Source organism: Paraburkholderia dioscoreae (assembly GCF_902459535.1).
In the GTDB taxonomy this organism is placed as follows: Bacteria; Pseudomonadota; Gammaproteobacteria; order Burkholderiales; family Burkholderiaceae; genus Paraburkholderia; species Paraburkholderia dioscoreae.
The window spans coordinates 2,496,483-2,511,879 of sequence record NZ_LR699553.1 but is presented as its reverse complement, the minus strand read 5'-3'; the positions used below and the strand labels follow the sequence as shown (position 1 = coordinate 2,511,879).

General features: G+C 63.0%; 13 protein-coding genes and 2 pseudogenes. 10 read left to right on the top strand and 5 right to left on the bottom strand.

Annotated elements, in window-relative coordinates:
* Positions 1-226: 226 nt before the first annotated feature.
* The 7 genes from PDMSB3_RS11140 to PDMSB3_RS11110 all read left to right on the top strand — a co-directional run bounded on the left by PDMSB3_RS11140 (position 227) and on the right by PDMSB3_RS11110 (position 6,987).
* Positions 227-967: a GntR family transcriptional regulator gene (locus PDMSB3_RS11140; RefSeq protein WP_165186161.1), complete on the top strand. Its 741-nt coding sequence runs from the start codon at positions 227-229 to the stop codon at positions 965-967.
* 336 nt (positions 968-1,303) lie between these two features.
* Complete coding sequence (locus tag PDMSB3_RS11135; protein WP_165186159.1) at positions 1,304-2,785, top strand: NCS1 family nucleobase:cation symporter-1; 1,482 nt, start codon at positions 1,304-1,306, stop codon at positions 2,783-2,785.
* A 38-nt stretch (positions 2,786-2,823) separates the two neighbouring features.
* Positions 2,824-3,690, top strand: a complete 867-nt coding sequence (locus PDMSB3_RS11130; RefSeq protein WP_007181586.1) for an aspartate/glutamate racemase family protein — start codon at positions 2,824-2,826, stop codon at positions 3,688-3,690.
* Between the two features lie 233 nt (positions 3,691-3,923).
* Positions 3,924-4,874 carry an allantoinase PuuE gene (puuE, locus tag PDMSB3_RS11125; protein ID WP_007181587.1) on the top strand — a complete coding sequence of 317 codons (951 nt, stop codon included), beginning with the start codon at positions 3,924-3,926 and terminating at the stop codon, positions 4,872-4,874.
* Entirely contained in the window at positions 4,871-5,392 is a 522-nt protein-coding gene (gene uraD, locus PDMSB3_RS11120) for a 2-oxo-4-hydroxy-4-carboxy-5-ureidoimidazoline decarboxylase (RefSeq protein WP_007181588.1), read from the top strand. The genes puuE and uraD overlap by 4 nt, the downstream gene beginning before the upstream one ends.
* Positions 5,393-5,464: 72 nt before the next feature.
* On the top strand, positions 5,465-6,478 hold the full coding sequence (alc, locus tag PDMSB3_RS11115; RefSeq protein WP_007181589.1) for an allantoicase: 1,014 nt from the start codon (positions 5,465-5,467) through the stop codon (positions 6,476-6,478).
* On the top strand, positions 6,475-6,987 hold the full coding sequence (locus PDMSB3_RS11110) for an ureidoglycolate lyase (RefSeq protein ID WP_007181590.1): 513 nt from the start codon (positions 6,475-6,477) through the stop codon (positions 6,985-6,987). The genes alc and PDMSB3_RS11110 overlap by 4 nt, the downstream gene beginning before the upstream one ends.
* Before the next feature lie 50 nt (positions 6,988-7,037).
* Here the strand turns inward: PDMSB3_RS11110 and PDMSB3_RS11105 are convergent.
* The 4 genes and pseudogenes from PDMSB3_RS11105 to uraH form a co-directional block, all read right to left on the bottom strand.
* Positions 7,038-7,295: pseudogene (locus PDMSB3_RS11105) on the bottom strand (HipA N-terminal domain-containing protein); the annotation flags it as partial.
* Positions 7,292-7,423 (bottom strand): annotated as a pseudogene (locus PDMSB3_RS11100) (transcriptional regulator); the annotation flags it as partial. The pseudogenes PDMSB3_RS11105 and PDMSB3_RS11100, both read right to left, overlap by 4 nt.
* Positions 7,424-7,561: 138 nt before the next feature.
* Entirely contained in the window at positions 7,562-8,755 is a 1,194-nt protein-coding gene (locus PDMSB3_RS11095; protein WP_007181591.1) for a urate hydroxylase PuuD, read from the bottom strand.
* 317 nt (positions 8,756-9,072) lie between these two features.
* On the bottom strand, positions 9,073-9,426 hold the full coding sequence (uraH, locus tag PDMSB3_RS11090) for a hydroxyisourate hydrolase (RefSeq protein ID WP_007181592.1): 354 nt from the start codon (positions 9,424-9,426) through the stop codon (positions 9,073-9,075).
* Between the two features lie 537 nt (positions 9,427-9,963).
* On the opposite strand from uraH, the gene PDMSB3_RS11085 reads away from it, so the two are divergent.
* Positions 9,964-11,361, top strand: coding sequence for an 8-oxoguanine deaminase (locus tag PDMSB3_RS11085; RefSeq protein WP_165186156.1), 1,398 nt, complete (start codon positions 9,964-9,966; stop codon positions 11,359-11,361).
* Positions 11,362-11,428: 67 nt separating this feature from the next.
* Here PDMSB3_RS11085 and PDMSB3_RS11080 read toward each other — a convergent pair whose 3' ends face one another.
* Positions 11,429-12,361 (bottom strand): LysR substrate-binding domain-containing protein, encoded by a 933-nt coding sequence (locus PDMSB3_RS11080; protein WP_007181594.1) that lies wholly within the window; start codon positions 12,359-12,361, stop codon positions 11,429-11,431.
* Positions 12,362-12,612: 251 nt separating this feature from the next.
* Between PDMSB3_RS11080 and PDMSB3_RS11075 the strand changes: the two genes are divergently transcribed.
* Both PDMSB3_RS11075 and PDMSB3_RS11070 read left to right on the top strand, forming a co-directional pair.
* Entirely contained in the window at positions 12,613-14,214 is a 1,602-nt protein-coding gene (locus PDMSB3_RS11075) for an ABC transporter ATP-binding protein (RefSeq protein WP_165186153.1), read from the top strand.
* Between the two features lie 75 nt (positions 14,215-14,289).
* A complete protein-coding gene (locus tag PDMSB3_RS11070; protein WP_007181596.1) occupies positions 14,290-15,396 on the top strand; it encodes an ABC transporter permease in 1,107 nt (368 codons plus the stop codon).
* The last annotated feature ends 1 nt before the right edge of the window (position 15,397 follow it).

Genomic DNA, 15,397 nt, shown 5'->3' with positions numbered 1-15,397 from the left:
AACAGGATGCTCCGTGAAGGTTCAGCGATTTTGTTGACAAAATCTGCTCTCAACAGACGGTGCCGTTCCCGCCTAATAAACCTATACATAGACAGGACGGGCTGCCAAGCCAAGTCCAACAGCCAGTCCGTCCACCTTCACCGTAGAAATTGTCGAAATTTAAATCAAAAATTGTTGACAATGTTTATGTCCATCCTATGATGACCAACATACCGAGACGAACATCATGTCCGACACAGAGTCCGCCGCCGCCAATAGTTCGAAACCCGAAGCGATCGCCGAGCGCATCCGCGCGGCGATCCTCGAGCATCGGCTCGCGCCGGGCGCCAAGCTGACAGAAGCGCAGTTATGCGAAGTATTCGGCGTGAAGCGCGGCCCGATCCGGCAGGCGTTAGCGCAACTGGCCACCGACCACCTCGTCGATCTCGAACCGAATCGCGGAGCGTTCGTGGCGAGCCCGTCGTTGCAGGAAGTGCATGAAGTATTCGAGATGCGCCGCATCATCGAACTGGCGGTGGTGGAAAAGATTTGCAGCGGTCACGGCGTGCGGCGTTTGAAGAGCATTGGCAGCATGATCGGCCGGGAACGTAAAGCGTTCGAAACGCGTGATTTTCCGGCGTGGATTCGCCTGTCGGGCGAGTTTCACACCGAGTTGGCGGGGCTCACCGGCAACACCGTGTTGTGCGACTGCCTGAACGGGCTGGTGGCGCGCTCCACGCTGATTTCCGCGCTGTACGAGTCGCTCGGACGCAGCCCATGCTCGTTCGAGGACCACGAAGCCATTCTCGCCGCGCTCGACGCCGGCGATGCGAAAGAGGCGGCGGCACTGATGTCGCTCCATCTGCAAAGCGTCGAGTTGAAGATGCTGGACCGCCCCGCGCGCGGCGCGGCCGATCTGCGTGAAGTATTCGGCGCACTCAACGGTGCGCCTGGAGATTTACCCACGACAAAGTCCGCTCCAGGCTGAGGCAGGCGGCCGGCGTGCGCGCTTTAGTGGTGCGCGCCGCACTGAATTGAACTGAACGAATCAAGGCGTTGCAAGGCGGCTCGGCGTGAGCGCTGCCGGCTTGCGCACGCGTGTCCGCCGCCGGGAGGCGGACCTGAAGTAGCAGCAACGCATCGCCGGCGGTCCGCGGCTGCCGGCGGTGCGATAACCACAAGTACTTCAGTACGGAGATATCCGCGGCACGGCCAACCAGCGGCTCGCATGCCCTTTGTTCCGAGCGGACAGAGCGCGCGACTGGCATGGCCGATGCAACGTCCTTCGATTCGCTATCGATGGTCCCTATCCCAAGGAGGAATCATGGCTCAGTTCAGTGCAGCGCCCGGCAGTCCCGCAATTCCCGCTTACACCGACGGCGGCGCGCCCGGCGATCCGTCGATGCCGGCAGGCTACAGCGAGCGGCTCTATAACGAAGACCTCGCGCCGTTGCGCCATCAAACCTGGGGCGCCTACAACATCTTCGCGTTCTGGATGTCGGACGTGCACAGCGTCGGCGGCTATGTGTTCGCGGGCAGTCTGTTCGCGCTCGGCTTGACGAGCTGGCAGGTGCTGATCGCGCTGCTGGTCGGCATCACGATCGTGAACCTCTTGTGCAACCTGATCGCGAAGCCCAGCCAGGCGAACGGCGTACCTTATCCGGTCGCATGCCGCGCGACTTTCGGCGTGCTCGGCGCGAATATTCCCGCGGTGATTCGCGGCCTGATCGCGGTTGCGTGGTATGGCATTCAGACCTATCTGGCGTCGAGCGCGCTGGTGATCGTGGTGCTGAAGTTCGTTCCGCAGTTGCTGCCGTATGCCGATGTTCATCACCACGGCTTCATGGGACTGTCCACGCTCGGCTGGGCCGGTTTCATGCTGCTGTGGGTCTTGCAGGCACTGGTGTTCTGGCACGGCATGGAGACCATCAAGAAGTTCATCGACTTTGCCGGGCCGGCCGTCTATGTGGTGATGTTCATTCTCGCGGGCTACATGGTGTATCGCGCAGGGTGGCGCAACATCGGCATCAATCTGGGCGGTGTCAAATATCACGGCATGCAGGTCGTGCCGGTGATGATCACGGCGACTTCGCTGGTGGTGTCGTACTTCTCCGGACCCATGCTGAACTTCGGCGACTTTTCGCGCTACGGCAAGAGCTTTCGCAGCGTGCAGCGTGGCAACTTCTGGGGGCTGCCGGTCAACTTTCTGGCCTTCTCGCTGGTGACGGTGATCACGACCGCGGCCACGCTGCCGGTGTTCGGCGAGCTGATCACGGACCCGGTCGAAACCGTGGGCCGTATCGACTACCCGACCGCGGTGATTCTCGGCGCGCTGACCTTCACGATCGCGACGATCGGCATCAACATCGTCGCCAATTTCGTCTCGCCGGCGTTCGACTTTTCCAATGTCGCGCCGCGCCTGATCAGCTGGCGCGCGGGCGGTATGCTCGCGGCGGTGGCGTCGATCTTCATCACGCCGTGGAATCTGTTCAACAACCCGGCCGTGATTCACTACACGCTGGACGTTCTCGGCAGCTTCATCGGACCTTTGTACGGTGTACTGATCGTCGATTACTACCTCGTGAAGCGTCGGAAAATCGTTCTCGACGATCTGTACACGGTCGCGCCCACCGGCTCGTACTGGTATCGCAACGGCGTGAACTATCGGGCCGTGGCCGCGCTGCTGCCGGCAGCCGTGATCGCGGTGATCTGCGTGATGGTGCCCTCGCTCGACGGTATGGCGAACTTCTCGTGGTTCATCGGCGCCGGGCTCGCCGCGCTGTTCTATCGTGTGATTGCACGCTGAATCGCATGCTGAATTTTGCAGATGCAACAGGAGTCGATATGCGCATCAAACTGATCAACCCGAATACCACCCAACGCATGACGGAGGCGATGGGCCGCTGCGCGCGTGAAGTGGCCGCGCCGGGCACCGAAGTCATCGCCGTGAATCCGACAATGGGACCGCCGTCGATCGAGGGCTATTACGACGAAGCACTCGCGACGCCGGGTTTGCTCGCCGAGGTCGCCGCCGGCGAGCGCGAAGGCTGCGATGGCTACGTGATCGCCTGCTTCGGCGATCCCGGTCTCTATGCGGCGCGTGAGTTGGCGCGGGGCCCCGTGATCGGCATCGCCGAGGCGGCGATGCACGCGGCCAGCGTGCTCGCGCCGGGCTTCTCGGTGGTGACCACGCTGGCGCGCACATGCGGCATGGCGTGGCACCTCGCCGAGCGCTACGGCATGAAGCGGTTTTGCCGTAACGTGCGCGCCACCGACGTCGCCGTACTCGACCTCGACAAGCCAGGCTCGGCGGCGCGTCGCATCATTCTCGACGAATGCCGGCGCGCGCTCGACGAGGACGGTTCGGACGCGATCGTGCTCGGCTGCGCGGGTATGGCCGAACTGTGCGCGGAAATCGAAGACGCGCTCGGCGCGCCGGTGATCGAGGGTGTGACCGCGGCGGTGAAATGGACCGAGGCGCTGGTCACGCTGCGTCTTTCGACGGCCAAGCGCGGTGACTACGCGCGGCCGCTGCCCAAGCGTTACGACGGCGCGCTGGAGTCCTTCAGTCCGGCTGAAGCCGATCCGAATCCGCTGCCACCACGCGACTCTGCCGGCGTTTCCTCCGCGAGTGCACCGGAGAATGCGGCAACGTCCGATTCGTTGCGGGTAAACACTACGGAAGCAGGGCGGCACATACATTCAGTGTGACACGCACTATCTGCCCGGGTGTATGGGCGGGTCCGGGTGTTTTCGCTACACTGGTCCAACTCGGCGCGGGGTGCCTGAAGGGTTTTTTTCTGCCGCTTCACGTGCTGTTTCCGGTGTTTTACGACCTGCGCCGGCGCGAGATGTACGCAGCGTGCATCTCACGTCAGCCCCACGTGCCTGCCGCGTGAATTCCACGCGAATTTTACGTACCATCACCACGCATTCGTCAAACCATGCCACTCGACCCGAACTACCCACGCGATCTGACCGGCTACGGCCGCCACCCGGTGCAGGCCAATTGGCCGGGGCAAGCGCGTGTCGCGGTGCAATTCGTCCTGAACTACGAAGAGGGCGGTGAAAACTGCGTCCTGCACGGCGACCCCGGCTCGGAGCAGTTCCTGTCGGAAATCGTCGGCGCCGCGGCTTATCCGGCTCGCCACATGAGCATGGAGTCGATCTACGAATACGGCTCGCGCGCGGGTGTGTGGCGCATCCTGCGCGAATTCGAAAAGCGCGGCCTGCCGCTTACGGTGTTCGGCGTAGGTATGGCGATCGAGCGGCATCCGGAACTGGCGCGCGCCTTCGTGGAACTCGGCCATGAGATCGCCTGCCACGGCTATCGCTGGATTCACTATCAGGACGTGTCGCCGGAGAAAGAAGCGGAGCACATGCGTCTCGGCATGGCAGCGATCGAACGTGTGACGGGCGAGCGTCCGCTTGGCTGGTACACCGGCCGTGACAGTCCCAATACGCGTCGTCTGGTCGCCGAATACGGCGGTTTCCTCTACGACTCGGACTACTACGGCGACGATCTGCCGTTCTGGATGGACGTCGGCGTTACCGGCGGCGCGACGGTGCCGCAACTGATCGTGCCGTACACGCTCGACACCAACGACATGCGCTTTGCAAGCCCGCAAGGCTTCAACACGGCGGACCACTTCTTCACGTATCTGCGCGATGCATTCGACGTGCTCTACGAAGAGGGCGACGAAGCGCCAAAGATGCTTTCCATCGGCATGCATTGCCGTCTGCTCGGCCGGCCTGGTCGTTTTCGCGCGCTGCAACGTTTTCTCGATCATATCGAACAGCACGATCGCGTGTGGGTGACGCGGCGCGTCGACATTGCGCGCCACTGGCGCGAACATCACCCTTACCAACGAGGCAACCGCGGGACAGCGGCATGAAGGCGATGCAATACACTCTGGACCAACTCAACAGCATCTCGACCGACGCGTTCGTGGCAGCGCTGTCGGGCATTTTCGAGCACTCGCCGTGGGTCGCGGAAATTGCCGCGCAGCAACGGCCGTTCGCCAGCATCGACGAGTTGCATCGCAAGATGTCGAACGTGGTCGAGACGGCCGGCGAAGACAGGCAACTGGCGTTGATCAACGCTCACCCGGAACTCGCGGGCAAGGCCGCCGTGCGCGGCGAACTGACGGCCGAATCCACGCGTGAGCAGAGCGGCGCCGGGCTCGCACAATGCACGCAGGAAGAATTCGACAAACTGCTCGCGCTGAACGCCGCTTATCGCGAGAAGTTCGGCTTTCCGTTCATCCTCGCCGTGCGCGGGTATGACCGTCACGGCATCATCGCGAACTTCGAGGCGCGCGTGAACAACAGCCGCGCTGAAGAACTGCGCGCGAGCCTCGATCAGATCTACCGCATCGCACGTTTCCGGCTCGACGACCTGATCGACGCGTGAGGTTGAACCACGCGTCGCGAACCTCGAACCCGAAACGTTTTTCAGCACTGGCAAATATCAAGGAAGACAAAAATGGCACTCCCGATTCTCGACCCCAACGCACCGGAATTCACGCGCCGCTATGTGAACCTGGCGGACCCGCGTCTGGGCGCGCAGGCGCTCGAGGCCAGCGACGATTTCTTCGCACCGAAGGAACGCATGCTGAATCCAGAACCGGCCGTTTTCGTTCCGGGCAAGTACGACGACAACGGCAAATGGATGGACGGCTGGGAAACGCGCCGCAAGCGCGTCACCGGTTATGACTGGTGCGTGGTGAAGCTGGCGCGTCCGGGCGTGATCAAGGGCCTGGATCTCGACACCAGCCACTTCACGGGTAACTTCCCGCCGGCGGCATCGGTCGAAGCCGCGCGCGTGGTGGACGGCGTGCCGAACCAGTCGACGCAGTGGACCGAAATCGTTGCGTCGACCACATTGCAGGGCAATAGCCACCACTATCATGAAGTCAGCGACGCGAACGCGTATACGCACCTGCGTGTGAATATTTACCCGGACGGCGGCATTGCGCGTCTTCGCGTGTATGGTCAGCCGCAAGTCGACTGGGCCGGCGCGAGCCGCACGGAACAGTTCGATCTGGCCGCGATGGAAAACGGCGCTTATCTGGTCGCCGCGAACAACCAGCACTTCGGCGCCGCGTCGACGATCCTGATGCCGGGCCGCGGCGTTAATATGGGCGATGGCTGGGAAACGCGCCGCCGTCGCGAGCCGGGCAACGACTGGGCCATCGTCGCGCTGGCGCAACCGGGCGTGATCAGAAAGATCGAAGTCGATACGGCGCACTTCAAGGGCAACTATCCGGACCGCTGCTCGATTCAGGCCGCGTACGTGACGGGCGGCACGGACAGTTCGCTGATCACGCAAGCCATGTTCTGGCCGGTGCTACTCGGCGAACAGAAGCTGAAGATGGACAACCAGCACTATTTCGAAAGCGAAATCGCGGCGCTGGGTCCGGTGACGCACGTGCGCTTCAATATCATTCCGGACGGCGGCGTGTCGCGTCTGCGTCTGTGGGGCACGCTCGCATCATGAAAACGCTCGCGATCGAACCGTTGACGAAGGAAGCGTTCGCCGCATTCGGCGACGTGATCGAACTCGAAGGCGCGAAGCAGATTCCGATCAACCTCGGCACGACGATCCGCTATCACGATCTCGCGAAAGTGGACGTCGCCGACGAGAACGGCCGTCCGCTCGTGAACCTGTTTCGCGGGCAGCCGCGCACGCTGCCGTTCGAGGTCAAGATGCTCGAGCGGCATCCGCTTGGCAGCCAGGCGTTCGTGCCGCTGAACGACAAGCCGTATCTGGTGGTCGTGGTGCCGGCAGGCGAGCTGGATGCGTCGAGGATTCGCGCGTTCGTGACGAGCGGCTGGCAGGGCGTGAACTATGCGAAGGGCGTGTGGCACCATCCGCTGATTGCGTTGGGTGAAGTGAGCGACTTTCTCGTTGTCGATCGCGGCGGGGACGGGCTCAATCTCAATGAGCAGGATCTGGCCGAGTCGTTGTGGCTCACGGAAGATGCTTTGAGCGCGGTGGCGGTTTGAGTTCTATCGCTTTGACGTAGCTGGCAGGTTGACTTAAAAAGAACCCACAGCATCACTGATGCTGTGGTGCCGTCGAGCAACGGTCCGAATTGCTCGCGGATCAGATTCAGCAGATAACCCTCCGGCAGGTTCTGCCGGAAAAACGGATGCAGATCGCGCGGCCAGCGCCAGGCCTCGTCGCGCACCGGCATGGTCAGGCTGACGAAGTCCGCCGCGCTCGCGTTGAGGTTGTATTTGAGGACGTAGTCGTCGCGCTCGCGAAATAGCGTGGCGACATTCTTGCCCAGTACCTGAACATCGAGCCTCATGAGTTCGCGCCTGGATTGCCTTGTTCAGCGAGGATGTCTTCGAGCGTGCGCCCGTGTCCATGCGCGACGAACTTGAGGTCGTAGCCTGCCGCTTCGAGCAGCCGCACGAGCACGGACACGCTCATATCTAAAGGCTACAACTGACTATTAGCGTTTAAGGAACCGACGCCGAGGCGGCCAAAGAAAAGCGGGCTTTCCGCTCGCGCGAAAAGCCCGCTTCACATTGCTCATCTTTTGCCATGCCGGGCCGCGCGCCCGGCCGGTCATCACTTCACCGCACCACCTTCGAACCACGCGGCGATCTTCATCCGCTCGTCGTCGGTCATATGCGTCACGTTGCCGAGCGGCATGGCCTTCAGCGTCACGGCTTGCTGATAGATCCGCTGCGCGTTCTGCGAGATCTCATCCGGCGTATCCAGCAGCACGCCGGCCGGCGCGCTGCCCATCATCGTCGGATGCGCGGAGTGGCAAGCCACACAGCGCTGCTGCAGCACCGGTGCGATATCGGCCACCTTGAGCACCGGCGAGTTCGCGGCCTGGGCTTGCGACACCACCGGCTTCGGCATGGTCCAAAAGAGGGCGACGAACATCAGCGCGATGCCGACCAGCGGCAGATACCACAGCACCTGGCCACGATGACGCATCACGAAGAACTGACGGATCAGCGCGCCGGCCAGCATGATGACCAGCAGCACGGCCCAGTTGTACGGATGCGTGTAGGTCATCGCGTAGTGGTTCGACAGCATCGCGAACACGACCGGCAACGTGAAATACGTGTTGTGCACCGAACGCTGCTTGCCACGCTTGCCGTAGATCGGATTCGGCGTGTCACCCTTGAGCATGGCGTCGACCATCTTGCGCTGGCCCGGAATGATCACGAAGAACACGTTGGCCGACATGATCGTGGCCAGCATCGCGCCCATGATCAGATAGGCCGCGCGGCCCGCGAAGATATGGCACGCGAGCCATGCCGCGATCAGCACGTACACGCCGACGCAGACGCCGAGTACCTTGTCCTTGTTGCCGAGAATGCGGCACAGCGAGTCGTACACGATCCAGCCGGCGGCGAGGAAGCCGAGCGCCGAGGCGACCGCGACCACCGGGCCCATATCCAGCACGTTCCTGTCGATCAGGTAGGTGCTCGGCGAGAACAGATACAGCACGGTAAAGAGACCGAAGCCCGAGAGCCACGTGGTGTACGAAGGCCACTTCGACCAGTGCAGATCCTCCGGCATTTCCGGCGGCGCGACGGTGTACTTCTGCATGTTGTAGAAGCCGCCGCCGTGCACGTGCCACAGTTCGCCGAATACGCCGCGCTTGCGCTGGTTCGGGTCCGCGGGCGGCTTCAGGCTGTTGTCGAGCGCGACGAAATAGAACGATTCGCCGATCCATGCAATCGCGGCGATGACGTGAAACCAGCGAATCGCCAGATTCAACCAGTCTGTGATAAAGCCTTCCATGAAACTCCTCCACTTCTGATTCGTTGTACACGCAACGACGTTTTGCGCCTTCTGGAACCCGGTTGGCGGGTCGTTGGCAGGGCGGCACGTCAGAGCGCGGATCGCGGGGCGAAAGACGCGGTGCGCTCAGTTCGCACGACGCCGTTTTTTATTGGTTTGTCGGGGCGGATCGGGTTCGCTGCAACCGCGTGCGTTCGATTGCGTTTCGCGGGTGCTCGCATGTGGCTCAGCGAGCATCTGCGCAATGCAATCGGGCGCGATCGTCAGGCGGCGCGATCTCGACCTCGTTTTCCCGACAGCTCGCGGCAGATGTCTCGCTAGCTGCCGCGATACGTGCTGTACGACCACGGCGACACCAGCAGCGGCACGTGATAATGCGCGCTGGCATCGGCCACGCCGAAGCGCAACACGACGCGATCGACGAAACGCGGCTCCGGCACCTTCGTGCCGATCGACGCGAAGTAGTCGCCGGCGCCGAACACGAGTTCGTATTCGCCCGGAACCAGCGCGTCGCCTTCGAGCAGCGGCTGGTCGCAACGGCCGTCGTCATTGGTCAGGGTGGTTTTGAGCGCGCGGCGCGTGTCGCCCGAGAGCGCGAAGAGTTCGACCTTGATGCCCGCGCCGGGACGGCCGTTCGCGGTGTCGAGCACATGGGTAGTGAGCTTTCCCATTCGCAATTTTCCTTATGTGAATGCGAGGTTTCGGCGGCAGCCCGATCCAGATACGTTTGCGGCGGATCGAGGCTCCACGTCAGTGGCTACATACCCGTCGGCGAATTGAAGCGAGCGCCGTGGCAGCCATTGTAAAAAGGTTGTTCCGCTCAGCGCGCGCGAGATAGGAAAGATAATACCTGGCGCATGACAGACAGCCTGCTGAAAGCCGAAAAGAGCCGATTCCTTCGACCATGACAGCGTATTTGTCTTACCGGCGGATCGTACCGGCGCCAAAAAAGGCCCACTATATCGGCGGCGTGAAGTTGGGTATCGCATTGGCGTGAGTTGCCAGCATTATTTTGGCCGTCGAAGGTTACGTCTGTGCGTTGCAGCAAACGGGAATCGACGACGATCCGGCCGCAACCCACCCCGAAGACGGCGCAAACGCGCTGGGTAACCGGGCCAACGGCGTTCCATGCGACGCGGCGGCACGGTGGCGTGCCGTCACATCGCGTTCGAACGGCTTTGCACGGAAGCAATGAAGCGGAGAAACGAATGACGATGGAACAAGCGGCTAATCAAACGAATAAGCCGAAGAAAACGATGCTGGTGAAGCACGCGGACGTGCTGGTCACGATGGATGGCGCCCGGCGCGAACTGCGCGACGGCGGCCTGTATATCGAGGACAACCGCATCGTCGCGGTCGGACCGACGGCGCAATTGCCGCAAACGGCCGACGAAGTGCTGGACATGCGTGGCCACCTGGTGATTCCGGGTCTCGTGAACACGCACCATCACATGTATCAAAGCCTGACGCGCGCGATTCCCGCCGCGCAGAACGCCGAGTTGTTCGGCTGGTTGACGAGCCTCTACAAGATGTGGGCGAACCTCACGCCGGAGATGATCGAAGTCTCGACGCTGACGGCAATGGCCGAGCTGTTGCTGTCCGGTTGCACGACTTCGAGCGACCATTTGTATATCTATCCGAACGGCAGCCGGCTCGACGACAGCATCGCCGCGGCGCGCCGGATCGGCATGCGTTTTCACGCGGCGCGCGGCAGCATGAGCGTGGGGCAGAAAGACGGCGGCCTGCCGCCGGATTCGGTGGTCGAACGTGAAGCGGACATTCTGAAGGACACGCAGCGCCTGATCGAGACGTACCACGACGAAGGGCGTTACGCGATGCTGCGCGTGGTGGTCGCGCCATGCTCGCCGTTCTCGGTGAGCCGCGATCTGATGCGCGAATCGGCAGTCATGGCGCGGCAGTACGGTGTGTCGATGCATACGCATCTGGCGGAGAACATCAACGACGTCGCGTATAGCCGAGAGAAGTTCGGCATGACACCGGCGGAGTATGCGGAAGACCTCGGCTGGGTCGGTCACGACGTGTGGCACGCGCACTGTGTACAACTCGACGACGCGGGCATTGAACTGTTCGCGCGCACCGGCACCGGCGTCGCGCATTGTCCGTGTTCGAACATGCGGCTCGCCTCGGGTATCGCGCCGGTCAGGCGCATGCGTCTGGCGGGCGTGCCGGTGGGCCTGGGCGTCGACGGCTCGGCGTCGAACGACGGCGCGCAGATGGTCGCCGAAGTGCGCCAGGCTTTATTGCTGCAGCGAGTCGGCTTTGGTCCCGATGCGATGACCGCGCGCGAAGCATTGGAAATCGCCACGCTCGGCGGCGCGAAGGTGCTCAATCGCGACGATATCGGCGCGCTGGCGCCCGGCATGGCGGCGGACTTCGTGTCGTTCGATTTGCGTCAGCCGCTGTTCGCGGGCGCGTTGCATGATCCGGTTGCGGCGCTCGTGTTCTGCGCGCCGTCGCAAGTGAGTTGCAGCGTGATCGGCGGCAAGGTGGTCGTGAAGGACGGACAGTTGACGACGCTGGAGCTCGGGCCGGTGATCGAGCAACACAACCGGTTGGCGAAGACGCTCTACGAGGGAGCGGCGTAACGCAAGAGCAGGGCTATCGGTGATGAGACGCAGAGCGCCGCCGATAACCCACATAAACGTAAAAGCTTCAAGGCTTGTCGATCAACGTCCTGGTCGCTTCAGCGACCAGGCTGCGCAGCCAGCGCACTTCGTCGGAGTAATGCACGCGTTCGTGCCACAACTGGTAGTACTGCATTGGCGGGAAATCGAGCGGTGCGGGCACGACCGTGAGCGGCAGGAATTTGGCGTAGTAATCGGCAAAGAGGCGCGTGGTCGTAAAGATCAGATCGGACTTGATCAGCACGTACGGCGCCAGATTGAAGTACGGCAACGTAACTACGACATGACGCTTTAACCGCTCGCGCGCGAGATGCACGTCGATCGCGCCGCGCTGGCCCACCGAATAAGGAGTAGGCGCAAGATGCGGCGCATTCAGGTACTGGTCGAGTGTGAGCCCGCCGCGTTTGGCGAACGGATGTGCGTTGCTCATCAGGCAGACGATCTGATCGACGAACAGGTTCGACAGGTGCAACTGCTCGGGCGGCTCCGGCCAGTTGCCGACCACGATGTCGAGCTTGCCGTCTTCGAGCGCGAGTTCGTAGTCGAACGCCGGGCCCAGCGAATGAAACTCGAGCGTCGCGTTCGGCGCGGCCTGCCGGAAGCGCTCAACCACCGTCGGCACGAACAGCACGTTCAGATAGTCCGGGCAGCCGATCCGGTAGCAACGAATGGACGTGGCCGGATCGAAGTTGTGCTGCTGGAACTTGATGCGTTCGATCTCGCGCAGCGCGTTCTGCACCGGTTCGAGCAGGCGCAGGCCGTATTCCGTCGGCACCATGCCGGATTTGCCGCGCACCAGCAGCGGGTCGCCGGTGATGTCGCGCAAACGGCGCAGCGCCGCGCTGATGGCGGGTTGTGACTGATTCAGTTTGACGGCCGCGCGCGTGACGCTGCGTTCCATCAACAGGGTGTGCAAGACGCGTAATAGGTAGGTATCGATCGCCTCGCGTTGCTGACTCATGACTTCTCCGAAATATATGTTCTGGCTGATCGAGTGGGCGTGGGTGTATATGACTTTTAATATGAACGAAAAACCGCGTCAAGGGTGGCATACCCGCAGAGCGCGCTGCGACGCGGGTTTGCGGGGAATTTTGATGGCTCGACTGACTGGGTCGAATTAGGTATTGTCATCCGGTTGTGGTGACGGATCGCTTGCCGGCAAGGGCGGCGAACGCGCTGTATCCGGAAGTCACTGACGCACTACGGAATCACATGAGCGACTCTTCTTATAGCAACGGCGCCGCCGCGCAGCCGGCGGACAGGCCGGCACAGACGGCGCCCCGGTTGATGCTTCAGGGCATCACCAAACAATATCCGGCCGTGCGAGCCAACGACGACGTCACGTTGATCGTCGCGCCGGGCGAAATCCATGCCGTGCTCGGCGAAAATGGCGCCGGCAAAAGCACGCTGATGAAAATCATCTACGGCGCGGTGCGGCCCGACGCCGGCGAGATGCAGTGGGAAGGTCAGACGGTCGAGATCGCGAGCCCGGCGGCCGCGCGCAAGCTGGGTATCGGTATGGTGTTCCAGCACTTTTCGCTGTTCGAGACGCTCACGGTCGGCGAAAACATCGCGCTCGCGCTCGACGAACCCTTCGATCTGAAATCGCTCGCCAGGCGCATTCGCGAAGTCTCGGCCGACTACGGCCTCGACATCGATCCGCAGCGCCACGTGCATAGCCTGACGGTGGGCGAGCGGCAGCGCGTCGAGATCGTGCGCTGCCTGCTGCAGAACCCGCGTCTGCTGATCATGGACGAACCGACTTCGGTGCTGACGCCGCAAGCGGTCCGCAAGCTGTTCGAGACGCTGCGGCGGCTGGCCGCCGAAGGCTGCAGCATTCTCTACATCAGCCACAAGCTCGACGAAATCCAGGAACTGTGCGACACCGCGACGGTGATGCGCGGCGGCCGCGTGACCGGTCACGTGAGGCCCAAAGGCGAAACCCACGCGTCGCTCGCGCAATTGATGGTCGGCCATTCGCTGCCGGACTACACGCGGCGCGAGCACAACCCGGGCGCGGTGCTGCTCGACGTGAAGCAACTCTCGGTGGAAAGCGACGACCCGTTCGGCACGTCGCTGCGTGACGTGTCGTTCGGCGTGCATGCCGGCGAGATCTTCGGCATTGCGGGCGTGTCGGGCAACGGGCAGGCCGAACTGCTGTCGGCCCTGTCGGGCGAAAAGCGGGGCGTGCGCGCCGACGCGGTCACGATTTGCGGCAAGGCGGCCGGGCGGCTCGGCGCGGGCGGCCGGCGCGCGCTCGGTTTCGGCTTCGTGCCGGAGGAGCGCCTCGGCCGCGGCGCGGTGCCGGCCATGACGCTGTCGGAAAACGCGCTGCTGACCGCGCATCGTCAGCAGATGGTGAGGACGGGCTGGATCAGGTCGGGCGCGATGCGCGCGTTCGCGAAGCGCTGCATCGACGCTTTCGACGTGCGCTGCGGCGGCTCCGAAGCGCTCGCGCAAAGTCTGTCGGGCGGCAATCTGCAGAAGTACATCATGGGCCGCGAGATTCTGCAGGCGCCCAAGGTGCTGGTGGTCGCGCAGCCCACATGGGGCGTCGACGTGGGCGCGGCGGCGTTCATCCGTCAGCAGCTACTCGACCTGTCGGCGCGCGGCGTGGCGATTCTGGTGATCTCGGAGGAACTGGAAGAGTTGTTCGACATCTGCGATCGCATCGCGGTGCTCGCCGGCGGCAGACTCTCGCCGGTGCGCGCCACGGGGGCGACCAACGCCGAGGAAATCGGCCGCTGGATGGCGGGCCTGTTCGGCGAGCGCGAGGGCGCGGCGCCTTCCGCGGAACAGCCGGCGCATGCCTGAGCCGGCGTCTGTCTCGCGAATACGCGTGACGTCGCTCCGCATCAGAACGAGAACCCTATAAATCACACGCTACCCATGATCCTTCCGTATCGACTCGAAGCACGCACGACGCCCTCGCGCACCATGCAGCTCGCCGTGCCGCTGATCGCCGCGTTGCTCACGCTCGCGATCGGCTTTCTGATCTTCAGCCTCGTCGGCCGCGATCCGCTGCAGGCCATGCACGCATTTTTCATCGAGCCGCTGTCCAGCGTGAACGGCTGGTCCGAGCTGCTGCTGAAGGCGTCGCCGTTGTGCCTGATCGGCCTCGGTCTTGCCATCGGCTATCGCGCCAACGTCTGGAACATCGGCGCCGAAGGGCAGATGCTGCTCGGCGGCATTGCCGCGAGCGGCGTCGCGATCTATTTCGACCAGGCCAGCGGCTGGTGGATTCTGCCGACCATGATGATCGCCGGCGTGCTCGGCGGCATGGCGTGGGCGGCGATTCCGGCGCTGCTCAAGAGCCGCTTCAACACCAACGAGATTCTCGTCAGCCTGATGCTCACGTATGTGGCCACGCAACTGCTGATCTATCTGGTGAGCGGCCCATGGCGCGACCCGCAAGGCATGAACTTCCCGCTTTCGGAGATGTTCGGCGGCGACGCGCTCTATCCGACCTTCGCCGGCGACTGGCACATCAAATGGCTGCGCGGCACGCGCCTGAACGCCTCGGTATTCGTCACGCTGATCGCGATTCCGCTCGTGTGGGTCTTCATGCGCAAGAGCTTCGCGGGCTACCGCATGAACGTCGGCGGTCTCGCGCCGCTCGCCGCGCGCTACGCCGGTTTCTCCGACAAGAAAACCATCTGGACCTCGCTGCTGATCAGCGGCGGCCTCGCGGGCCTCGCCGGCATGGGGGAGATCGCTGGTCCGATCGGGCAATTGCAGGCCACGTGGTCGCCGGGTTATGGCTTCACCGCGATCATCGTCGTGTTCGTGGGGCGGCTGCATCCGGTTGGGATCGTGCTCGCGAGCCTGCTGATGGCGCTGCTGTATCTCGGCGGCGAAGCGGTGCAGACTTCGATGCAACTGCCGCAGGCGCTGTCCGGCGTGTTCCAGGGGCTGTTGCTGTTCTGCCTGCTGGGTGCCGATCTGTTCGTGAACTACCGTGTGCGCCGCCGAACCCTGGCTGCCCAGGTTCACTGAC